This window comes from Enterococcus sp. AZ067 (assembly GCF_051715005.1).
In the GTDB taxonomy this organism is placed as follows: Bacteria; Bacillota; Bacilli; order Lactobacillales; family Enterococcaceae; genus Enterococcus_D; species Enterococcus_D casseliflavus.
In genome coordinates, this window is sequence record NZ_JBIOSY010000001.1 from 378,767 (window position 1) to 398,178 (window position 19,412).

The 19,412-nt window shown below is 43.5% G+C and carries 21 protein-coding genes, 1 riboswitch and 1 other annotated feature (1 of these 23 cut by a window edge); of the genes, 13 read left to right on the top strand and 8 right to left on the bottom strand.

Going from position 1 to position 19,412, the window contains the following annotated elements:
• The first annotated feature begins 5 nt into the window (after window positions 1-5).
• From IGI82_RS01820 to IGI82_RS01855, 8 genes are all read left to right on the top strand, one after another.
• Window positions 6-746 carry a WxL domain-containing protein gene (locus tag IGI82_RS01820; protein WP_438841740.1) on the top strand — a complete coding sequence of 247 codons (741 nt, stop codon included), beginning with the start codon at window positions 6-8 and terminating at the stop codon, window positions 744-746.
• A 67-nt stretch (window positions 747-813) separates the two neighbouring features.
• Window positions 814-1,896 (top strand): DUF916 and DUF3324 domain-containing protein, encoded by a 1,083-nt coding sequence (locus IGI82_RS01825; RefSeq protein WP_438841741.1) that lies wholly within the window; start codon window positions 814-816, stop codon window positions 1,894-1,896.
• A complete protein-coding gene (locus IGI82_RS01830; RefSeq protein WP_438842593.1) occupies window positions 1,886-2,686 on the top strand; it encodes a class A sortase in 801 nt (266 codons plus the stop codon). Before IGI82_RS01825 ends, IGI82_RS01830 begins: the two co-directional genes overlap by 11 nt.
• A 44-nt stretch (window positions 2,687-2,730) precedes the next feature.
• Window positions 2,731-3,222, top strand: a complete 492-nt coding sequence (locus IGI82_RS01835; RefSeq protein ID WP_015508844.1) for a hypothetical protein — start codon at window positions 2,731-2,733, stop codon at window positions 3,220-3,222.
• Window positions 3,200-4,660 carry a helix-turn-helix domain-containing protein gene (locus IGI82_RS01840; RefSeq protein WP_074535365.1) on the top strand — a complete coding sequence of 487 codons (1,461 nt, stop codon included), beginning with the start codon at window positions 3,200-3,202 and terminating at the stop codon, window positions 4,658-4,660. Before IGI82_RS01835 ends, IGI82_RS01840 begins: the two co-directional genes overlap by 23 nt.
• A 208-nt stretch (window positions 4,661-4,868) precedes the next feature.
• The gene (locus IGI82_RS01845) at window positions 4,869-5,438 is read left to right on the top strand and encodes a TetR/AcrR family transcriptional regulator (protein ID WP_005227190.1); all 570 of its coding nucleotides are present in this window, start codon (window positions 4,869-4,871) and stop codon (window positions 5,436-5,438) included.
• A gap of 3 nt (window positions 5,439-5,441) precedes the next feature.
• Complete coding sequence (locus tag IGI82_RS01850; protein ID WP_010748668.1) at window positions 5,442-5,900, top strand: low molecular weight protein-tyrosine-phosphatase; 459 nt, start codon at window positions 5,442-5,444, stop codon at window positions 5,898-5,900.
• A 108-nt stretch (window positions 5,901-6,008) separates the two neighbouring features.
• Window positions 6,009-6,362, top strand: a complete 354-nt coding sequence (locus IGI82_RS01855; protein WP_005227192.1) for a hypothetical protein — start codon at window positions 6,009-6,011, stop codon at window positions 6,360-6,362.
• Window positions 6,363-6,425: 63 nt separating this feature from the next.
• On the opposite strand, the gene IGI82_RS01860 is transcribed toward IGI82_RS01855, so the two are convergent.
• From IGI82_RS01860 to IGI82_RS01885, 6 genes are all read right to left on the bottom strand, one after another.
• Complete coding sequence (locus tag IGI82_RS01860) at window positions 6,426-6,785, bottom strand: iron chaperone (protein WP_015508846.1); 360 nt, start codon at window positions 6,783-6,785, stop codon at window positions 6,426-6,428.
• A 360-nt stretch (window positions 6,786-7,145) separates the two neighbouring features.
• Window positions 7,146-8,651 carry a helix-turn-helix domain-containing protein gene (locus IGI82_RS01865; RefSeq protein WP_413153842.1) on the bottom strand — a complete coding sequence of 502 codons (1,506 nt, stop codon included), beginning with the start codon at window positions 8,649-8,651 and terminating at the stop codon, window positions 7,146-7,148.
• 118 nt (window positions 8,652-8,769) lie between these two features.
• A complete protein-coding gene (brnQ, locus tag IGI82_RS01870; RefSeq protein WP_413153841.1) occupies window positions 8,770-10,122 on the bottom strand; it encodes a branched-chain amino acid transport system II carrier protein in 1,353 nt (450 codons plus the stop codon).
• 204 nt (window positions 10,123-10,326) lie between these two features.
• Window positions 10,327-11,061 carry an amino acid ABC transporter ATP-binding protein gene (locus IGI82_RS01875; protein ID WP_005227196.1) on the bottom strand — a complete coding sequence of 245 codons (735 nt, stop codon included), beginning with the start codon at window positions 11,059-11,061 and terminating at the stop codon, window positions 10,327-10,329.
• Window positions 11,062-11,072: 11 nt separating this feature from the next.
• Window positions 11,073-12,662, bottom strand: coding sequence for an ABC transporter permease subunit (locus IGI82_RS01880; protein ID WP_005232337.1), 1,590 nt, complete (start codon window positions 12,660-12,662; stop codon window positions 11,073-11,075).
• 114 nt (window positions 12,663-12,776) lie between these two features.
• A riboswitch (Lysine riboswitch) is annotated at window positions 12,777-12,950 on the bottom strand.
• 147 nt (window positions 12,951-13,097) lie between these two features.
• Window positions 13,098-13,400: a hypothetical protein gene (locus tag IGI82_RS01885; RefSeq protein WP_005232333.1), complete on the bottom strand. Its 303-nt coding sequence runs from the start codon at window positions 13,398-13,400 to the stop codon at window positions 13,098-13,100.
• A 306-nt stretch (window positions 13,401-13,706) separates the two neighbouring features.
• Here IGI82_RS01885 and IGI82_RS01890 point away from each other — a divergent pair, with 306 nt between their 5' ends.
• Window positions 13,707-14,624 carry an ABC transporter ATP-binding protein gene (locus IGI82_RS01890; RefSeq protein WP_008376231.1) on the top strand — a complete coding sequence of 306 codons (918 nt, stop codon included), beginning with the start codon at window positions 13,707-13,709 and terminating at the stop codon, window positions 14,622-14,624.
• 1 nt (window position 14,625) lies between these two features.
• Window positions 14,626-15,387 (top strand): ABC transporter permease, encoded by a 762-nt coding sequence (locus IGI82_RS01895; RefSeq protein ID WP_080555166.1) that lies wholly within the window; start codon window positions 14,626-14,628, stop codon window positions 15,385-15,387.
• A 73-nt stretch (window positions 15,388-15,460) separates the two neighbouring features.
• Here the strand turns inward: IGI82_RS01895 and IGI82_RS01900 are convergent, their stop codons facing one another.
• Window positions 15,461-16,366, bottom strand: coding sequence for a sensor histidine kinase (locus tag IGI82_RS01900; protein ID WP_061053667.1), 906 nt, complete (start codon window positions 16,364-16,366; stop codon window positions 15,461-15,463).
• Between the two features lie 14 nt (window positions 16,367-16,380).
• On the bottom strand, window positions 16,381-17,049 hold the full coding sequence (locus IGI82_RS01905) for a response regulator transcription factor (RefSeq protein ID WP_005232327.1): 669 nt from the start codon (window positions 17,047-17,049) through the stop codon (window positions 16,381-16,383).
• A 157-nt stretch (window positions 17,050-17,206) separates the two neighbouring features.
• On the opposite strand from IGI82_RS01905, the gene IGI82_RS01910 reads away from it, so the two are divergent.
• The 3 genes from IGI82_RS01910 to IGI82_RS01920 are packed head-to-tail and all read left to right on the top strand — an operon-like array spanning window position 17,207 to window position 19,282.
• Window positions 17,207-17,899: an NAD-dependent protein deacylase gene (locus IGI82_RS01910; protein ID WP_438841742.1), complete on the top strand. Its 693-nt coding sequence runs from the start codon at window positions 17,207-17,209 to the stop codon at window positions 17,897-17,899.
• A 13-nt stretch (window positions 17,900-17,912) separates the two neighbouring features.
• Window positions 17,913-18,761, top strand: coding sequence for a chorismate mutase (locus IGI82_RS01915; protein ID WP_115231636.1), 849 nt, complete (start codon window positions 17,913-17,915; stop codon window positions 18,759-18,761).
• On the top strand, window positions 18,758-19,282 hold the full coding sequence (locus tag IGI82_RS01920) for a transcription repressor NadR (protein ID WP_005227206.1): 525 nt from the start codon (window positions 18,758-18,760) through the stop codon (window positions 19,280-19,282). The genes IGI82_RS01915 and IGI82_RS01920 overlap by 4 nt, the downstream gene beginning before the upstream one ends.
• A gap of 119 nt (window positions 19,283-19,401) precedes the next feature.
• Window positions 19,402-19,412: a binding site (T-box leader), on the top strand (it continues 228 nt past the right edge of the window).

Here is a 19,412-nt window from a genome sequence, read left to right on the forward strand (position 1 = left end):
TAGACATGAAAAAAACACTAGCATTTCTCTCAGTATTAGGGCTAAGCTTCGCTGCTCCTGTGCTGGCACAAGCAGCGGACAGCGTAGAATACAATTCAAACGGACAGATCACTTTTGAACCAAATACAGACCCAACCAATCCAATCAGTCCAACAGACCCAGATCCAGAAAATCCGATCAAACCAGTTGACCCAACGGACCCAGATGGACCAAATCCAGGAACCAACGGACCGTTATCGATTGATTTTGCTTCAAGCCTTTACTTTGGTACGCAAAAAATCACCTCAAAAACAGAGATCTACCATGCGGAAACCCAAAAATACGTAGATTCAGCAAATGTGAATCAAGAAGGACCAAATTTTGTCCAAGTGACAGACAATCGGGGAACAGAGAGCGGTTGGACATTGAATGTTCGCCAAAATGGTCAGTTCAAAACAGCAGAAGATCAAGAATTGACCGCCGCGCAAATTCGCTTGACGAAGGGAACTGTAGTAACACCTTCCTTGTCACCAAAACCATCAAATGTGAGTTCAACGATCACATTGAATCCAAATGGTGCCCAATCCTTAGTGATGAGTGCCCAAGATGGCGAAGGGGCAGGGACCTATCTAATGAGCTGGGGCGATAGTTTAGCTGCAGCTATGGATAGCATTGAGTTGGAAGTTCCAGGCTCAACGACAAAATATGCCAGCCAATACAACACCACGTTTACTTGGTTACTGACAGACACACCAACAAACCCATAAGTACCAGCTTTCTCCTTGAACCCTTTCGTGGTTTAAGGAGAATACATAGAAAGAAGGGACATCCATCATGAAAAAAATCAACCAGCTTTTGGCGCTCCTATTCGCAAGTATTTTCTTTTTTGTACCAACGATAGGAACCGCTTCTGAATTTAACTTTGCCGTCAATCCCGTAATTCCAGAAAATCAAATCGATAAAGAAAAAACTTATTTTGACTTGGAAATGGCGCCGGGTACGGTACAAACCGTTGAAGTTCAATTGCGTAATGACACCGATCAAGAGGTCGTCATCGCGCCAGTGATCGCTTCAGCTACCACAAACTTAAACGGAGTCGTGGAATATGGCGAAAATGACATCGAAGCGGACGAAACCTTGCCTTATGATATGGCTGATTTGATTGAAGTGGATGAAGAGATCACGATCCCCAAACAATCCCAAATCACCTTGCCCTTAAAGATCACCATGCCTTCAGAATCCTTTGAAGGGGTCATCGCAGGCGGATTGACCTTAAAAGAGACGACAGAGGAAGCCGATACTGCTGACAGTGAAGAAGAGCAAGGGTTAGCTATCAAGAATGAGTATGCCTATGTCGTTGCGATTTTACTGCGACAAAACACAACAGAAGTTTCACCGGATCTAAAACTGCTGGATGTTGGACCAGGTCAAGTCAACGCCCGAAATACTATCAATGTCACCCTTCAAAATCCTGAAGCAGCTTACTTGAATTCATTACGCCTGATCAATGAAGTGAAGAAAAAAGGTGATAGCGACGTCTTGTATTCTTCGGATACCTCACGAATGCAAATGGCACCTAATTCCAACTTCTCGTACCCAATCTCTTTAGAAGGACAACGTTTAGAAGCAGGGACCTACGTGTTGACTTCCGTTGCTTATGGTGGAAAAAGCGATGAAGGGCAATACAAAATTGAAAATGAAGAAGGCGAAGAAGAAAGCTATCTCTATAAATGGACCTTCGAAAAAGAATTTACAGTGACGGGAGAGGTCGCACGTGATCTTAATAAGAAAGATGTGACGATCGAAACAGATTACACATGGCTTTACTTCTTGATCGGCGGACTGTTGCTACTACTCGCCTTGCTGCTGCTTTTATGGTACCGACGAAAGAAAAAAAATGAAACGGATGAAGCGTGAGCGCCTTGAGAAATGCTTGATCGATGGGTTGATCATCGTAGGTATCCTTTTGCTGGCACTGCCTTTTCTAAAAGAAAGCATCGTCAGTTGGCAATTACGCACCACGCAATTGACGATAGCCACCCAGCTGCCGGCAACGATCCCAGAAGAAGAAACGATCCGAATGCCGGCTCTGTCAGATGTAATGGCGCCTCAGCCGACAACGATCACTGGGTACGGCTTTGTCGCAATCGAGGCGATCGATTTCCAGCAGCCGCTGTTGGTGGGACTAACGAATCAACAGCTGCTGAGAGGCGGCGTCGTGATGTTTCCCGAACGTTCGTTGAAAAATAGCAATTTTGTCGTTTTAGGGCATCATCTTGGCAGACAAAGTTTGTTATTTGGTCAATTGCTAGAAGCACAGGTGGGGATGGAAGTATCAGTGACCTATCTCGAGGAGAGTCAACAGTATATCATCACGGATAAAAAAATCGTAGACGAGTCGGACTTGTCGGTGCTAGAGGAAGAACAGACACCAAAATTGACCTTGATCACTTGTCCTACGCCTACTCGAACAGAAGAACGGTACGTGCTGACAGCGATTCCTGTTGAGCAGGCGACTGCCGATCACCCACAAAAACCAGCGGCGACAATCAGCACGCCGAAAGCAGCAAAAGTGATGGTTGAAAAACAAGAAACGGTATGGAAACAACAATCAATGAAAAATTGGTTTCTTTTATTTGTTATTTTATTTATAATTAGTGGATGTCTGCTGGGCGCCCATAAGTTGTTGGACCGTTCAGCGTCGTAGAAACATCATCAGAAGATGCGCTGATGATAAGGAGGGTGAATAAAATGAAACGCAGATTTGGCTTTGTCATTGGTGCGTGCATGATTATCGGAATGATCGATCTTGTTACAGAACAAGTCGTTTTTGCGACCATTTATAATCCGCTGGACCCCTCAGAAGAAATCGTCCCCACGGACCCACCAGAAGAAATACCAGAAAAAGTGGAGGAACCGCCAACTGAAATGGAAGAATCCAAAGAACAACCCGCGCCTGAACCAGAAACCGTTCCGAAAAAAGAGCCGGAGCGATCCTCACTGTCAGAAAGCAGTTTTTTGGAAAAGCAAAAACATTTTGCCCAACGAGTCATGCTGGAGGATGTCTTTGCGCCGGATCGTTTGAACGTCGATCTAGCACTGCCAGGAAATAATACAGATGGTGATGGCGATGATAAGCCTTCTTATCTTGCCAGCTTGTGCTACTTATTTTCAGGAAACGTCCTTTATGGCCAAAAAAACAATGGAGGCTTGAAAACGCATGTTTGTGACATTTTTGAATAAGGCGGACAAACGAAAATTGGTGATGCTGCAATATTTGGAAAACGCAGTCGCTCTTTCGGAAACGAAGGAAACATTGATGGATCAATTGACCATGTCGGAATTTTTGATCAACAAAACCGTTCAAGAATTGAATCTTGATTTTTATGAACTCGGATTGAACGAGGAATTTGAGATCGTGACCGATGGGACGGTCATTAAACTGAATGCCTCGGGGCTGGCAACTTCCGATACACTGCTGACCTATTATTTGGATCAAGCGTTGAAATTTTCCATGTTGAAAGAATGTTTTTTTGAGCAATTGTCTTCTTTATACGAATTTGCCACCAATCACTATTTAAGCCATAATCCCGTCTATAAAGAATTTAAACAGTTTAAACTGATCTTGAAAGAATATGATATTGAAGTGACGAAAGAATTTCAGCTGGTTGGGGAGGAAAGTGAGATCAGGGAATTTATTTTCCTCTTTTTTATGAAGGAATACTATCTGAATCATTCCCCTTTCCCAAAAGAAATCCTAGAAAAAGAAAAGACCTTTGATCATTTTAATGAAAGCACCTGGCTTAAACCAGAACAGTCTGCTCGCATGCGGATTCGCAAGAAACATTATCTAGGAATCGTTTTGGCACGGATGACGAATGGTCATTACCTGCAAAACAGCGTGGAAAATGATTTAGTCTTGCCCAAACATCTCGTGATCATTGAGGAATTGAAACGCTGGCTGCAGGAGATTTTGACGATCACCGATCAAGAAGTGCTAGAGCGTGAAGCTCGAGATATTTTGCGCTTTTTGATCGTTGAGGGCTGGCTGATCGACAACAATAGCTACATCGATCAAGAACAAACCTATATCCAACAATTAAACGAGCATTTTATTCAGGCCGTCCAACAGCAGTTTTCCTTAACCGCAGATACGTTGGCACTTCTTCATGCTGAAACGACAACGATCCATTATCAGCTCTTGTCGTTTTCCTTTAGTTCTCGCTATGAATACCAATATATGGATGTGACGTATTTTCTTGAAACCTATCCAGAATATGCTGCCTTTTGCCGTAACTATCTGGAAGAAAGCCGCAACCGGCCGATCTTATGGAACAATAAAGAGTTTTTGTTTTTCAGGTATCTGATTCTGTTGATTTCCACGATTCCGCTAAAAGAGATTTTGGTTCCCTTGTATGTTTGCGTGGACTTTTCATTTGGCGATTCCTACAATCAGATGATCCAAAAGAATATCGAAAAAATCCTCGATTTAAATGTCCAATTCCAAAGTTACCCAGATGATCATACGCATCTGATTCTTTCAAACTTACCCTTTTATGGTGCATTGGGGATCGACCATATCTTATGGCTGGCACCACCCAGACCCATCGACTGGGCCAATTTCACTGAAAAAGTCAGTGTGATTCGAAGAGAACAGTTTCAAACCAAAATGGCACAATGAGTAACCTGCCGTTTAACTATCGAAAGCAACGTCTGCCTCAAATGGAGGCAGGCGTTTTTTGTAGAAACCTGTCCTATTTAAAAAGCGCCCAGGAATCTATTGCTCTGATGAAGGTTTCGGGGAAGGTCTGTGAAAAAGGACCATTTGATAGGATTTTTTTTTGCAGGAAAATTTGGTATGATAGAAAGAGAAGAAAAAGAGGTGCCCTATGATGGATGGGAAACAAACGAAGGCTGTGATTGGCCAGACATTGATCACCCTTTGTGAGACCAAAGAAGTGAATAAAATCAGCGTACAGGAGATCGCCGAAAAGGCGCAAGTCAATCGGCAGACGTTTTACTACCATTTTCCTGATAAAAAAGCTTTGATCCAATGGATCTATCGGCAAGATGCCCTGATTTTTTTGACGACAGAAGATGTCTCCCTTGATAACTGGGAAGAAGCCGCCTTGCGCATGCTGAAAGCAATGAAACAAGCGCCGGCCTTTTACCGCAAATCACTGGCTTATGACCGCGAAATCTTAATGAACGGATTTCTACAGATCACAGAACCGCTTTTTCAGCGCTTGTTCTTGGAGGTCGATCAAGAGCAGCAATTGACGAAACAAGATATTCTATTTTATAGCCGGTTCTTTTCCTACGGCTGCGGAGGCATTTTGGAAAATTGGATTCACAACGACTTTCCAGAAACCCCCTTAGAGATTGCAACGCAATTGTTTCGTTTGGCGAAGGATGTGGAATTTTTTGGCCACCAAATCTATGAAAAAGAGGAGCAGTGAGCGATGACGAAAGTTTTATTTGTTTGTTTAGGTAATATTTGCCGTTCCCCCATGGCAGAAGCTATTTATAAAGCAGAAATAACAAAACGCAAATTGGATTGGCAGATCGATTCGGCAGCGACCAGCTCATGGGAAGTCGGACATTCTGCTCATCCCGGAACCAAAAAAAGATTGCGTCAAGCAGGCTTATCCAGCGAGGGACTCATTTCACGGCAGATCACAGAAGCAGACTTTGCCAAATTTGACTGGATCATCGGTATGGATCAAAGCAATGTTGAAACACTTCAAGCGCTGGCACCTGCCGATACCACCGCAAAGATTCGTTCGTATTTGAGTGTTGTTCCTGGCAAAGAAACCGCGGAAGTACCAGATCCTTATTATACAGGAGATTTCGAAGAGACCTATCAACTGCTACAAGAAGGAATTCCTTTTTGGCTAGAGGTTATTTCTTCTGAAAAATAAGGCGTGTTCGCTTGTATTTTACCAAAAATTTGCTAAAATAGAACCATGGAAATGCGAACGTATGTGTGGTTTTTATAAACTGCTGCAACGCGCAGAAAGGAATGTCCAATGGAAAAGAAACCATCGCCCATCAAACAATTGGGCAAACTCATTGTGATGACATCCACAACGTTGCTGGATACCTTTTTCAGTGATGATGCTGACAAGAAGAATCAGTCTGAAAAAGTCAAAGAAATCCAGCGAACGCTGCAAGAGGCAGCCGCTGCCAAGCACCTGGTCGTGCTGCAAGTAAAAACAGAGAAATTGGGTGGTTTTGAAACCGTTACCGGTTGGATCGTCGGCAAAACGGTAGCAAAAGAACAAGTTGTCTTGAAATTACAAAGCGACCGTCAGCAGCTGCGGATTATTCCCCTGCATCATGTGCTGAAAGTTAGCACCTTGAATACAAAACCTGGCTTGTAGACAAGCCTGTGCATAGCAAAAAAACCGCTGCGTCATTAGACACAGCGGTTTTTTTATTGCTGGTTAAGCGTGCTTGTTTTTGACTTCTGCGAGTCGCCAAGCGGTCATCACAGCGATCAGTTCGTAAGGGATCGGCTGTGCAAAAGGAAACTGAACCGCCCCTTTACTGGTTTTGTAGGGTTGTAGGTCTTCTTGGAAGGCCGTGATCGCAGAAGGCGTGGGATAAAAGCCAAGATGCTGTTTGGCGCAGGCAAAATGCACGATAGTTTCTCCCTGATGATAGGTAGGCATTTGATAACTGATTTTTTCAACCGCTTCAGGTAAAACGGCTTTGATGGTTTGACGGACCTTTTTTAAAGTCGCTTGTCGTTCTGCTGGAGCTGCTGCAATGTATTGGTCAACTGTCGTAATGGCTTTTGTCATAGGACACCTCCTGGCTTTAGTATACGGCAAACCCCGTAAGAAAAAAAGGAGCCTGTCAGTGGGTAGCTGACAGGCAAGGAGTAAAAATGAAAAGTGTTAGTTAGGGTTGTTTGTTGGGTTATGTATACTATACTGTCCAAATATGAATTTTTTGTGGAGAAAAGATTGGAAAGTGTTTAAGTTTGCTGGCTGCGAAAAGAAGCAAAAAAAGACCCGTCGGTGGGTGGCCGACGGGAAGGAGTTAAAAATGAAAAAGTGTTAGTTAGGGTTGTTTGTTGGTATACATAGAGTATACGAGATAAATATGAATATTTTGTGACAAATCTTTTCGGAAGTTCTTAAGAAACCGTAACGGTTTGATTACAGAGAAAGGTTCTTTTCATCAAAACGGTTTTTCAAGGTACGATACAAATCAATGTATTGCCGATCATCTGCCGCATAATCCCAAATATAACTCATTTTTTCTGGTTTGAGTTTTTTCATCAACTGATTGGAACTAACGATGACATCATAGTTTTCTTGCTGGTTTAGATCATAAGGTTCTGCTGCTACGAAGGTCAAGTCATGTAAGAATTGATTCAATCCTTGAACGACTAAGAAATTGTCTTCTAACGCAACCCCTACCCGTAAACGATTCGAATAACGGATTTGATCATAAAACGGCAGCAGGGCGTGGGTATACATCGTTGCCATCTGCTCTTGGTTTTCATCGTTGATATAGTCCACCGCGGATTCTTCGCGATAACTCGTTAAGAATTCATCGATTTTTTGCTGCAGCTGCTCTTCAGCAGACCCGCGATTGATCGATGGCGTCAGCAAGCGATAGATATTTGGAAACGGCTGACGGAAAACGTAGTTGCCGAAAGTCACATTGATTAAATTACCCACGACCAATGGCTCATCTAACAGGCCAGGTTGTGAAGCAAAGAAGGTTGCTTTCATCTCTGCTAACAAGTCTGCGACTAATGGATAAACTGGGTTTTGTTTGCTTGAAAAGAATTGCAAGGTTTGTTGCAACGCTTCTTCTTCAGGACTCAAATAGAATGGGAAGATTTGCGCCATCAAGTAAATAAACCCTGATTCGCCTTTTAATTGTTTGTCTGTCATTAAAACTTCAGGATCAACGACTTGTGTCAAACGCTCAAAATCGAAATATGGATTATTTTTCATTAGGAAATTGTACCGCTTGTCGTATTTGGCAAAATTTCCTTTTTTGATTCGTAAAAGAATCAAGGCAGCGAAATACTTCAACTCTAATCGGCCAAGATAAGAATGAGTCATTGGGAAGTACTCCGTGAATCGATCCACCATTTTTTCTGTCTCACTCTCAGCGATCGCAAATGGCCATTCTATTCCACGAGTACCTAACCAAATGATATTGAATAGGGAGAGCCGCACAAGACGCTCATCGCCCACCAAGTTTGATTCAGTGTACGTAAAGCGAAGCTGAAATTGCTTCAAATGTTTTTTTAGATGTTCAAATTTGCGAGACACCGTTGAACGACTGACATCGTATTTTGCACAAAAATCCGTGATCGTAGGATGGTCTTCATTCAGCATGTAAAGAACATATAAGAACGGAACGCTTTTATTCAATAAATAGAAGCGGTATTCATCGATCGTTACCGCGATATTCTGAGGCTGTAATTTACCGCCACGACCGAGTATCGACATATGATCCGGAGTTAACTCAGTTAGATCTTGGTCGATCTCAGTCAACTCTATAAAAGCTTGTTGGTAGCTTAACTCCATTTCCTTTGCCAATTGTGCGATTGGGTGGCTAGGGTTTTGCAGAGTCAGCATACGCCGGAATATTTTAAATTTAATTAATGTTTGCGGGTCCATCATAAGTTCTTCATAAAACATAGGTATCCTCCTTTGTGGCTCTATTGTATCTTTTTTTTACGAAACTGTCAGTCTTTTTAATCAAAAAAATAGCCTACCCTTTAAAAAAAGGTAGGTTATTTTCATCTTTTTAACTAATTTAGGCTGAAACAGGGTCTTTTTTGAACCACGACCATAGCAAACCGATCAAAAATCCGATCGCAGCCGGTACGACCCACCCCATCCCGATTTGGAAGAAGGGCAGATATTCTGACGCAAAAGACAAGATTCCTTGCACGAAAGCGTTGTTGGTTATCAGTGCAGGACTTGCATTTAAACCGTCGATGATTGCAGCGATCAATGTGAAGTATGTCGTCATTCGGTAGACACTGGCACGATGATGAAACAAGGGACTGATGATCGCCAACAAAATCAACGTGATCGCCAGTGGATAGATAAACATCAAGACTGGAATAGAAAACTCGATGATATTGGTCAAGCCGACATTGGCGAAGATCGCTGGCAAGATACTTGTCAAAGCGATAAAGAACCCGTAGCTTTGCTTGGGAAACAATCCAGCAAAGGTTTCGGAAAAAGCCGTGATCAAACCAATGGCAGTTTTTAAACAAGCGGAGATAACGATCAAAGCCAACAGCAGACTGCCGACAGTGCCAAGGTAATGGTTGGCGATTTGTGCTAAAGCGATCCCCCCGTTTTCGCTGATAGGAAATTGCCCTAGACTTTTGGTTCCCATATAAGAAAGTAAGGTATAGATGATCCCCATCAACACGATGCTGACAGAACCAGAAAGGATCGTGTCTTTTGCGACTGTCGTGGGTTTTTCAACCCCCATATTGCGAATCGTCGAGACGATGATGATCCCGAAGGCTAAAGATGCCAGCGCATCAAGGGTATTGTAACCGTTAGTGAAACCAGTAAAGAAAGCATCGCTTTGATAGCTAGGATAGATCGGCGCGTCGCTGATGGTTCCTAGAGGTTGCCAAAAAGCAAAAAACAACAAAACGCCTAGTAAGACCAGAAATAATGGATTCAAAAATTTCCCTACATAATCTAAGATTTTGCTTGGTTTACGAGAAAACCACCAGGCAGCGCCAAAGAAGAGGGCAGAAAACAACGCCAATAACCAAGTTTGCATGTCAGATGAAACATGGGGAGCGATCCCGATCTCATAAGAAGTGGTAGCCAAACGGGGCAAAGCAAAGAATGGCCCAATCACTAAATAAAGCAAAATCGTAAATATCATTGCATAGCGGCGATTGATCCGAGAAGCTAATTCAAAAACACCGCTGCTTTGGGAAACGCCAATAGCAATGACCCCTAAAAATGGCAAGCCGATCCCTGTAACTAAAAAGCCAAGGTTGGCTAAGCCGACATTCGCGCCAGCTTCTTGTCCCATGTGAACGGGGAAAATCAGATTTCCGGCACCAAAGAAAAGACCGAAAAGCATTGATCCAACATACATATAATCCTTAAACTGTAACTTTTTTTCCATAAATGAAAGCTCCTATAATTCCTTAGTTTTAAAAAAAATAACAAAGTTTCTAACAAATAGCAATGGTTTTTTGTGATTTTTTGATAAATTCTGACAATTCCTCCTCCTGCAATAAAAAAACACTTAGCATCGAATTCTTCCAAGCGTACTGAAAAAGGACGAAAAAGCTCGGAAGAAGACCGCTAAGTGTTTCAAGACAGAAAATTAATTCAACACACGGGAAAGGAATTCTTTGGTGCGCTGTTCTTTTGGATGGATAAAGATATCTTCAGGTGTCCCTTGTTCGGCAATGACACCTTGATCCATAAAGATGACCCGATCAGATACTTCTTTGGCAAAGCCCATTTCGTGGGTAACGATCACCATCGTCAAGCCAGTATGAGCTAACGTATTCATGGTCTTCAACACTTCACCGACCATTTCTGGATCCAGTGCAGAAGTCGGCTCATCAAACAACATGACATCTGGATTCATCGATAAGGCACGGGCAATGGCTACCCGTTGTTTTTGTCCGCCTGAAAGCTGGGAAGGCTTGGCGTTGGCATATTGAGCCATACCGACTTGCTCCAGATTTTCTTTGGCAGTCGCTTCTGCTTCTTTGCGATCACGTTTCAAAACAGTGACTTGTCCCGTCACGCAGTTTTCTAATACATTCATATTGTTGAATAGGTTAAAGGATTGGAAAACCATTCCTAGATGCGTACGGTATTTCGGCAAGTCATAGCCTTTTTCCAGCACATTTTCACCTAAGTAGATGATTTGCCCACTGGTTGGTTTTTCTAACAAGTTGATGCAGCGAAGAAGTGTGGATTTTCCTGAACCAGAAGAACCGATGATCGTGACAACTTCTCCTTTATTAACAGACAAACTGATGTCTTTTAAGACTTCGTTGTCGCCAAAACTCTTTTTTAAATGGTCAATTTCAATGATTGCTGACATGTTCTTCCTCCTTATTCGTTCGGGTTGATGTCTTCTAATTTGACATACGCACTAGGACCATCCATTTTGCGTTCAACAAAGCGCAAGATCTGGGTGGCACTGATGGTCAAGACTAAGTAGATCACACCGATGATCGCAAATGTTTGGAAGTATTGGAAGTTCGTTCCAGCGGCTGATGTACCTTGGAAGAAGAGGTCCGCAACACTGATGACACTTAAGACAGCAGTATCTTTGATATTGATAATGATCTCATTTCCGGTAGCTGGTAAAATATTGCGCATTACTTGCGGCAACACGACTTTGATCATGGTTTGCCAATGGGTCATTCCGATGGCTTGAGCTGCTTCAAATTGACCGTCATCTACAGCAAAAATCCCTCCACGAACGATTTCAGACATGTAGGCACCCGTATTGATAGAAACGATCAGCACAGCTGCCAGCGTGCGATTCATGGAAACACCAAAGGCTAGAGCCGTTCCGTAGAAAATAACCATTGCCTGAACCATCATTGGGGTACCGCGGAAAACTTCGATATAGATGGTCAGCAGGCCGTTGACGATTCGTTGGAAGAAACGTCCTACTGGATTTTCTGAAAGCGGCAGTGTCCGGAAGATACCGACTAAAAGACCGATGATCAATCCGATGATCGTTGAAAGGATCGCGATGAATAAGGTCAAGCCAGCGCCTCGTAAAAAGAGCATGCCGTAATCATCAATGATTTTTTTGAAATCAGCGATCAGGCCTTGATCCGCCGTTTCTCCGCTGGCATCTGCAGGCTGATCTAAGACTGCTTGATCCATCAGGGAAACCCGTTCTTCTTCAGAGATTCCTGCAAGGATCTCATTGACTTTTTCCACATCGGGATCGCCTTTGCGCATCCCGACTGCTACTTGGACGTCTTCTGGGTTGGTTTCAAAACCGGCCCCTTCATCGAACTCGACCATTTTCAAATCAGGATTTGCTCCGACGGCAGTGACACCTTCTGGTCGTTCGCTGACGTAGCCGTCAATGATGCCCGAAGCTAAAGCAACGCGCATGGAGGAGAAGTCCCGCATGGCTTGTTCTTTTTGGACCTCAGGGATTTGATCTATGACGGTATAATGGAAAGTATTCAGCTGGGCAGTGATTTTTGCCCCCGAAAGATCAGCGAGGCTTTTGGCATCGGCGAACTCGCCATCTTTACGTACTACGACCACCAAATCTGATTCATAGTAAGGATCGGTAAAATCAATTTGCTCGCGACGTTCGGCAGTTGGTGACATACCAGCGATCACAGCATCGATAGTCCCCGCTTGCAAAGCTGGCGGCAAACCGTCCCATTGAGTTTTGACGATCACTAATTCTTTGCCTAAGCCTTCAGCGATTCGTTTGGCGATCTGGACATCGTAACCGCCGGCAAACGCCGAGCCTTCTTCCCCAGAAATCGGCACGGCACCATTGGCGTCCGTCGTTTGCGTCCAGTTAAATGGGGCATAGCCTGCCTCCATACCGACACGGAATTGTTCCGCAGGCGTTTGGTCATCCGCTTGCACGGTTAGGGGCAGCTGAATGAGGGTTAGACAGAGGGCGAAGACTGCCCAGATCCAATTATTTTTTTTCATTTTTTCTCTTTCCTTTCACGAGTTGGACAAGCAGGTAAGGATGAAAAAGCAAAAAACAGCCGTACTCCATGATTGGAAAACGGCTGTTGACAGGTCATCGTCGACAAACCTTTCACAAAACATAGCGCAACTTAGACAAGCTAAGACAGTCCGCAAATTGTTCATTTGCGGCCCAACAAAATCGATGCAAGCAAAACCGACCTTGTTTCGGCGATGTTCCCTAGCTCTGCTGTAAACGTGTTGCTTCACTCAGCAGGATTAATGAACCTCGCGACCTCTACCTAAATGTTAAAGGGTACTCGTATTTAATTTGATTCTTCTCAGAGTTTAGAAGAAAAGCACCCAAATGTCAATTCTTTTTAACAAAAAAACGACCATTTCCCTATTTTTATCAAAGAGAAAGCGGATCGTTTTTACGAGTGTCTATTGGAACCCTTAAGCGACTTTCGCTTTTGGTTCACGGCCTAAAACAGCTTGGATGACTGTCAAAGCAAGCAATAAGCCAAGTGCTAGATAGATGAGGCTTGAGTATTGTGTAACGCCCCAATCTTGTCCGAAGGTACGGTAAACCACAAGGACGATGGCTTGAATGATTGCTGTGATGACATTTAAAAAGCCGAATGCCCATAAATTGCCATTTTCTTTACGTGCTAAATAGAAGATAGAGAAATATAAGCTGACTGCCAACCAACCGAAACTGATAATGATCATTGCCCAATAAATAATAGCTGCTACCAATGTATTTCACCTCACTTTGATTCGTGACTAGTTTACCACGTTTTTTGTTCCTTGTCATGAAGGAATCTCTTTCTTTGTGAGGCAAAAAACAAAGAGCAAAAGCAGTAATGAAAAGATCATCTGCTATTGGTTGGTTTGCTGAAAAGGGACGGTTTTTCTAGATCGGTTCATTTTCAGCTGTGTATAATAGAAATAAACTGTTTTTTGCAGAAAACTACGAGTTAAGAATCAATTAATAATTAGTTAATAGCTGATTTAGATCTGCTTGCTAGAATAAGCACAGAAGCAAGCAAGGAGGAAGTAAAAATGGAAAATGTTCTTAAAATCAAAGGATTAAACAAACGTTACGGCAAACAGCAGGCGCTACATGATGTCGATCTAACGATCGCTAAGGGAGATATTTATGGATTGGTGGGGAGAAATGGTGCTGGGAAGACGACCCTATTAAAAGCGATCGTTCAGTTGATCCAACCAACTAGTGGCAGTCTGCAGTTGTTTGATGTTGAAGGCGGCAAAGTGTACACTCAGATGCTGAAACGGGTCGGTAATGTGATTGAGACCCCAGTTGCTTACGACCAATTGACCGCAGAGCAAAATTTGAACTATTATTGCAAAATCAGCGGGGTGGTGGAACCTGAGGCGGTCAGTAAAGCATTGGCGTTTGTCGGATTGACCAATGTTGGCCACAAGAAATACCGTGATTTTTCTTTGGGTATGAAACAAAAGCTAGGCTTAGCCATCGCTTTATTGAACCAACCGGATTTTCTAATACTAGATGAGCCGATCAATGGCCTGGATCCTGTAGCGATCGTTGAGTTTCGGGAGCTGCTTTTACGATTGAATCAAGAACGCGGCATGACGATTTTGATTTCCAGTCATATTTTAGAAGAGTTGTACTTAGTGGCTACACGTTTTGGGGTCATTAGTGAGGGGCGTCTGATCAAAGAGATGACCAAACACGAATTCGATCTGATGGCGAAACGGTTTATTCAATTAGAAGTGGATGATGTAGCCACAGCTAGCCGCTTGCTAGAGAGTCAGCTGATTTCCGAATATAAAGTCGTCAGTGACCACAAAATTCATATTTATCAAGAGAATGTGTTGATTCGTGACCTGGTCCGTCAGCTGGTTTATGAAGGGATCGCTATCGACCGGATTTCTTTTGAAGGGGAAAATCTAGAGTCGTATTTCAAAGAGTTAGTAACAAGTGAAGGGGGAAATTAAGATGTTGAATTTTATTCGAGCCGATTTGTATCGTTTATCAAGAAGTAAAAGTTTTTGGATCACAGAAGGAATTATTTTATTGTTGGTGATTTTATCCGTTGTTTCCAATGGTAGTGTAGGGGTCACTCTTGGGGATAGTACGCAAACAGCAGGCAGCCTTACGGAAATGACTGGCTTTCTGGCGATCCAGACCAGTCTGTCTTCCATGTTGCTGTATTACTCCTTGCCATTGGTGATGCAGGTCTTAGGCAGTGAGTACACGAAAGGGACCATGAAGAATATCATTACCGTTGGTGTCTCCAAACCCGCTTATCTTTTTGGGAAATTCTTGGTTTATACATTGGTGCTGGTCTTACAGATCGTCGCGATTTGTTTGGTGAGCTTTGTAGCGGGAACGGTTATTGGGGGGATTGGTTATAATGACCTTTCACAGATAGAAAACTTGTTGTATTATTTCGTTAGTTTTGTACTGATTTTATTAGCGACTTCCTCTTTTGCAGTGCTAGTTTTGTATTTGACCAAAAATACAGCGGTCAGCGTGTTGGCGACGATTTTTATTCCGATGGCCTTTGCTATTGCCCGAATCTCTTTACCCAACTGGAAGTTTTTAGAATACTTGGACTTTCAAGGCGGGTTAGAGATGGTGACCATGACTACTTTCCAAACATGGGAAACAGTCCAACCCATTTTTCTTGGGAGCCTGATCAGTTTATTGCTTTGCCTCTTGGCTGCGCATCTGGTGTTTAAGAGACAAGAATTGTAAGAGCAGAAAAACGCCCAACCGTATCGACTAGTGAAGGTCGAGCGATTGGGTGTTTTTTGTGTATAGCCATGAGTTAGTGGGGTTCAACGGACTGCTGCCAAAAAAGGGTCAAACGAAACGTCTCTTCGGTTGTATCCAATTGGATCTTGCCGTTTAATGCATTAGTCAATGCCGCGATGATATACAGACCAAGTCCGGCTTGCTGTTTATGCCGTGAAAGGTCTTCCGTATAAAAGCGGTGAGTCAATTTTTCTGGGTGCTGGATCGGTGTCCTCAGCTGATTTTCTTGTTGGAAAACGATACGATCTCCTTGCTGATTCAAGCGGATCGTCCCCGTTTCACTGCCATGTTCCAGCAGGTTACCAAGGACATTTTGGAAAATTCGTTGCCAGCTTTTTTTATCTGAAATGATCATGATGTTGGGTTGGATCGCAACCGTCAGTGATAAATGGTTTTCCTCAAAAGAAGGATAAAGCTGGAGCAGTTCTTCTTCCAATAAACGAGAAAGATTGAATTCTTCCAAAGTCAAAGCGAGCTGATTGTCTTTGAGACGCTGATAGGTCAACAACTGTTCCAGATGATTTTCGACTTTTTCTAGGTTGCTGCTGACTTTATCCAGCAGCTGTAGCTGTTGCGGGGTGAGGGTCGCATCGGCTTGCAGCAGTTGTGTGTAGCCGCTGGCGACCGTCAAAGGTGTGCGTAAGTCGTGAGAGATATTTTGAATGGCTTGTTCCAACTGCTGGTTTTCTTGCAGCATTTGATAGTGTTGCTGCTTATTTATTCTAAGTATCTGATTGTTTAACAAGGCGATCGCTTTTAAAGCGGGGACGCGGGTCTGCAAATGGATCTCTTGATTTGTTTCGATTTCGCTGATTCTTGTTAATTGCTGGTGGTACTTTTTTAGATCATAAAGTAAGAAAAACCAATAGCCCAACAATAACACAACGATCAGAGCGGCGAAAAACTGAAGTATATGCATGAGGTTCCTCCTTTTTAAGCTAGCTTGACGCCGATGCCCCAGACAGTATCGATATACGCTTCATCTGGATCGAGTGTTTTGATTTTGCTGCGTAAATGGCTGATATGGACATTGATCGTGTTTTCTTCACCGTAGTAAGGTTCTTGCCAAACAGCTTCATAGAGCATTTCTTTGGTATAAACTTTTTTGGGGTTCGCTAAGAGCAGGGAAAAAATCTCAAACTCCTTTTTCTTTAACTGAACCGTTGCCTCTCCTCGTTGCAGCTGAAACGAGTCAGGCAACAGTTGAATGTTTTTATACGAGTGGCTGCTGGCAACTGGAGGGGGTTGTTTATTTGTTCGCAATTGAACAATGATACGTGCCTTTAATTCTTCGACATTGAAGGGTTTGGTCAAGTAATCATTGGCCCCCGCCAGCAAAAGGGTGGAAACATCAGCTGGTTCATCTAAGGCAGTCAAGATAATGACGGGGACCGTGGAGGTTTGGCGAATCTCTTGCAAGACTTGTGTCCCATCTTTACCGGGGAGCATTCGATCTAGCAAAATCAAGTCGAAAGCATCTTGCTGAAAAAGCAGCAGACCTTCCGTGCCTGAATAGGCTTGCTGGACGGTATAGTCAGCTGCTAAAATAGTAGCCAACATTTCGCTGATCTCATTGTTGTCTTCGATAATCAAAATTTTCATTTGGTTTTCCCATTCTTCTTGTATTTATTGCATTTATTATAAGCAATTCCGCAAGAAAAAGCATTAGTTGCTTTTAAAAAAGAAAATGGCTGATTTTTCGCAAAAACGGTTCTTTTTCGGTTAGAATAAGAGAAAAGCCATAAAGGAAGTTAGAACGATGAAGGTATCTATTGAGCAAGCAATCGCAACGGTCACCGCCGCATCATCCGTGACCTTTTTGACGGGTGCCGGTGTTTCAACCCCATCGGGCATTCCTGATTACCGTTCCTTAAAAGGGGTCTATCAAGGACTGGCCCAGCCAGAGTATTTGTTAAGCCATGACTGTTTAGAAAACGAACCGGAAACATTTTATCAGTTCGTCAAGCACCTCTACCATCCTCAGGCCCAGCCGAACATCATTCATCAAAAAATGGCTGAGCTGCAAGCGAAGAAAACCGTCTGGGTCGTTTCGCAAAACATCGATGGCTTGCATGAAAAAGCAGGCAGTCACCAAAGAATCGATTTTCACGGCTCTTTGTACAACTGTTATTGCCGAAAATGCGGCAATCAGGTACCTTGGCAAGCGTATTTGCAAGATTGGCACCATGCAGGGTGCGGTGGTCAGATTCGGCCAGCGATCGTGCTTTACGGGGAAGGATTTACGGATGAAACCATTGAAGGAGCCATTCAAGCCGTTGCTCAAGCCGACCTGACGGTGGTCGTGGGGACTTCGCTGCAAGTCTATCCTTTTGCAGGGCTAGTCGATTACAGCCAGCAGGTGTTGGTCATCAATAAGGAACCATTGGCGATCCCGAATGAATATGGCATGTTGACCGCAGCAGCCGAAACGTTTTTCCAGAAAATTGAATGAAGGAGTTTATGATATGACACAACGTACCGAAAAAGAGAAAATGATTGCTGGCGAATTGTACTTTTCCCCAGATCCAGAATTGGTGGCAGATCGAAAATATGCCCGTGAACAAATGAACCTGATCAACCAAGAAACTGATACAAAAATCAAAGAGCAGTTACTAAAAGAAACTTTCGGCTCTGTGACTGGTCGAATCTATATCGAACCGAATGTCCGCTTTGATTATGGCTACAATATTTCTGTCGGCAAAAACTTCTATGCTAACTACGACTGTGTGCTATTAGATGTTTGCCCGATTACCTTTGGCGACAATTGTATGCTGGCACCCAATGTTCGGTTGTTTACGGCGACTCATCCATTACATCCGGTCAAACGAAACAGCGGCTTAGAATTAGGGGCACCGATCGTGATTGGCGACAACGCATGGATCGGTGGTGCAGCCACGATTTTGCCAGGGGTCCGCTTAGGCAACAATGTCGTGGTAGGCGCTGGCAGTGTCGTTACCAAATCATTCCCAGACAATGTTGTGTTGGCGGGAAATCCAGCACGGGTCATCAAGACGATCGATTTAGAAGAAGAAAACAACCAGCAAGATCCCTTGGCTGTTCAGCGGGCAGCGATCGATGACATTGATTGGCAACTCACGTATCTTTTGGAAAAACGTATGAGCACGGTCAACGAAATCGTACAATTGAAGAAAAGCAGTCAATTGCCAGTATTAGATGAAAATCGTGAAGAGAAAGTGCTGGAAAACATTCGGCAGGCGATTTCTAATCAAGCCTATGAAGAAACGATTTTGGCTATGTTTCAATCAATTATGAACCACTCAAAAACCTATCAAGAGAATCAATTGGAGGAATGAGTATGGATGGAGGAACACGTCGAGAAAACATTTTAGCGGCATTGAAGCAAGCGGACAAAGCGATCAGTGCCAGCAAACTGGCAGAATCCCTCGGAGTCAGCCGTCAAATCATCGTTGGGGACATTGCCTTATTGCGAGCAGCTGGTGAAGCGATTGTGGCTACGGCTCGCGGCTATCGTCTGCAAGCGCTGTTGGATGAGGCAGGGCATGTAAGTAAGCTAGCGGTGCAGCATCGACCTGAACAAACGGAAGAAGAATTGCGCATCTTTGTCGCTTGTGGTGTGGAAGTGGTCGATGTCATCGTTGAGCATGAGATCTATGGAGAGATCACTGGCAATTTGCAGATCCAAACAGACCAAGACGTGACTGATTTCATCAACAAAACCAAACATGCAGAAGCCCGCTTGCTCTCAGATTTAACCAATGGGGTACACTTGCATACGTTGCGCTACACCGATCCTGCGGCTCTGGAAAAAGCCAAACAACAGTTAGCAGAAAAAGGCATGCTCTACCAAAATTGAGGCGTAAACAATTCTGGCAAGGACGCTATCGCCAGTCTTGGGGAATACTTGATAAAAAAATTGTGATTTTTTGTTGACAAGGCGTTCATTTTCCAGTAAAGTACTCTTCAACAAGAATAATGAATCTGTT

What these genes read in the sequence shown, in the direction of transcription:
- IGI82_RS01820 (WP_438841740.1), top strand. Translation starts at nt 6, where the DNA reads ATGAAAAAAACACTAGCATTTCTCTCAGTATTAGGGCTAAGCTTCGCT.
- IGI82_RS01825 (WP_438841741.1), top strand. Translation starts at nt 814, where the DNA reads ATGAAAAAAATCAACCAGCTTTTGGCGCTCCTATTCGCAAGTATTTTC.
- IGI82_RS01830 (WP_438842593.1), top strand. Translation starts at nt 1,886, where the DNA reads ATGAAGCGTGAGCGCCTTGAGAAATGCTTGATCGATGGGTTGATCATC.
- IGI82_RS01835 (WP_015508844.1), top strand. Translation starts at nt 2,731, where the DNA reads ATGAAACGCAGATTTGGCTTTGTCATTGGTGCGTGCATGATTATCGGA.
- IGI82_RS01840 (WP_074535365.1), top strand. Translation starts at nt 3,200, where the DNA reads ATGTTTGTGACATTTTTGAATAAGGCGGACAAACGAAAATTGGTGATG.
- IGI82_RS01845 (WP_005227190.1), top strand. Translation starts at nt 4,869, where the DNA reads ATGATGGATGGGAAACAAACGAAGGCTGTGATTGGCCAGACATTGATC.
- IGI82_RS01850 (WP_010748668.1), top strand. Translation starts at nt 5,442, where the DNA reads ATGACGAAAGTTTTATTTGTTTGTTTAGGTAATATTTGCCGTTCCCCC.
- IGI82_RS01855 (WP_005227192.1), top strand. Translation starts at nt 6,009, where the DNA reads ATGGAAAAGAAACCATCGCCCATCAAACAATTGGGCAAACTCATTGTG.
- IGI82_RS01860 (WP_015508846.1), bottom strand. Translation starts at nt 6,785, where the DNA reads ATGACAAAAGCCATTACGACAGTTGACCAATACATTGCAGCAGCTCCA.
- IGI82_RS01865 (WP_413153842.1), bottom strand. Translation starts at nt 8,651, where the DNA reads ATGTTTTATGAAGAACTTATGATGGACCCGCAAACATTAATTAAATTT.
- brnQ (WP_413153841.1), bottom strand. Translation starts at nt 10,122, where the DNA reads ATGGAAAAAAAGTTACAGTTTAAGGATTATATGTATGTTGGATCAATG.
- IGI82_RS01875 (WP_005227196.1), bottom strand. Translation starts at nt 11,061, where the DNA reads ATGTCAGCAATCATTGAAATTGACCATTTAAAAAAGAGTTTTGGCGAC.
- IGI82_RS01880 (WP_005232337.1), bottom strand. Translation starts at nt 12,662, where the DNA reads ATGAAAAAAAATAATTGGATCTGGGCAGTCTTCGCCCTCTGTCTAACC.
- IGI82_RS01890 (WP_008376231.1), top strand. Translation starts at nt 13,707, where the DNA reads ATGGAAAATGTTCTTAAAATCAAAGGATTAAACAAACGTTACGGCAAA.
- IGI82_RS01895 (WP_080555166.1), top strand. Translation starts at nt 14,626, where the DNA reads ATGTTGAATTTTATTCGAGCCGATTTGTATCGTTTATCAAGAAGTAAA.
- IGI82_RS01900 (WP_061053667.1), bottom strand. Translation starts at nt 16,366, where the DNA reads ATGCATATACTTCAGTTTTTCGCCGCTCTGATCGTTGTGTTATTGTTG.
- IGI82_RS01905 (WP_005232327.1), bottom strand. Translation starts at nt 17,049, where the DNA reads ATGAAAATTTTGATTATCGAAGACAACAATGAGATCAGCGAAATGTTG.
- IGI82_RS01910 (WP_438841742.1), top strand. Translation starts at nt 17,207, where the DNA reads ATGAAGGTATCTATTGAGCAAGCAATCGCAACGGTCACCGCCGCATCA.
- IGI82_RS01915 (WP_115231636.1), top strand. Translation starts at nt 17,913, where the DNA reads ATGACACAACGTACCGAAAAAGAGAAAATGATTGCTGGCGAATTGTAC.
- IGI82_RS01920 (WP_005227206.1), top strand. Translation starts at nt 18,758, where the DNA reads ATGAGTATGGATGGAGGAACACGTCGAGAAAACATTTTAGCGGCATTG.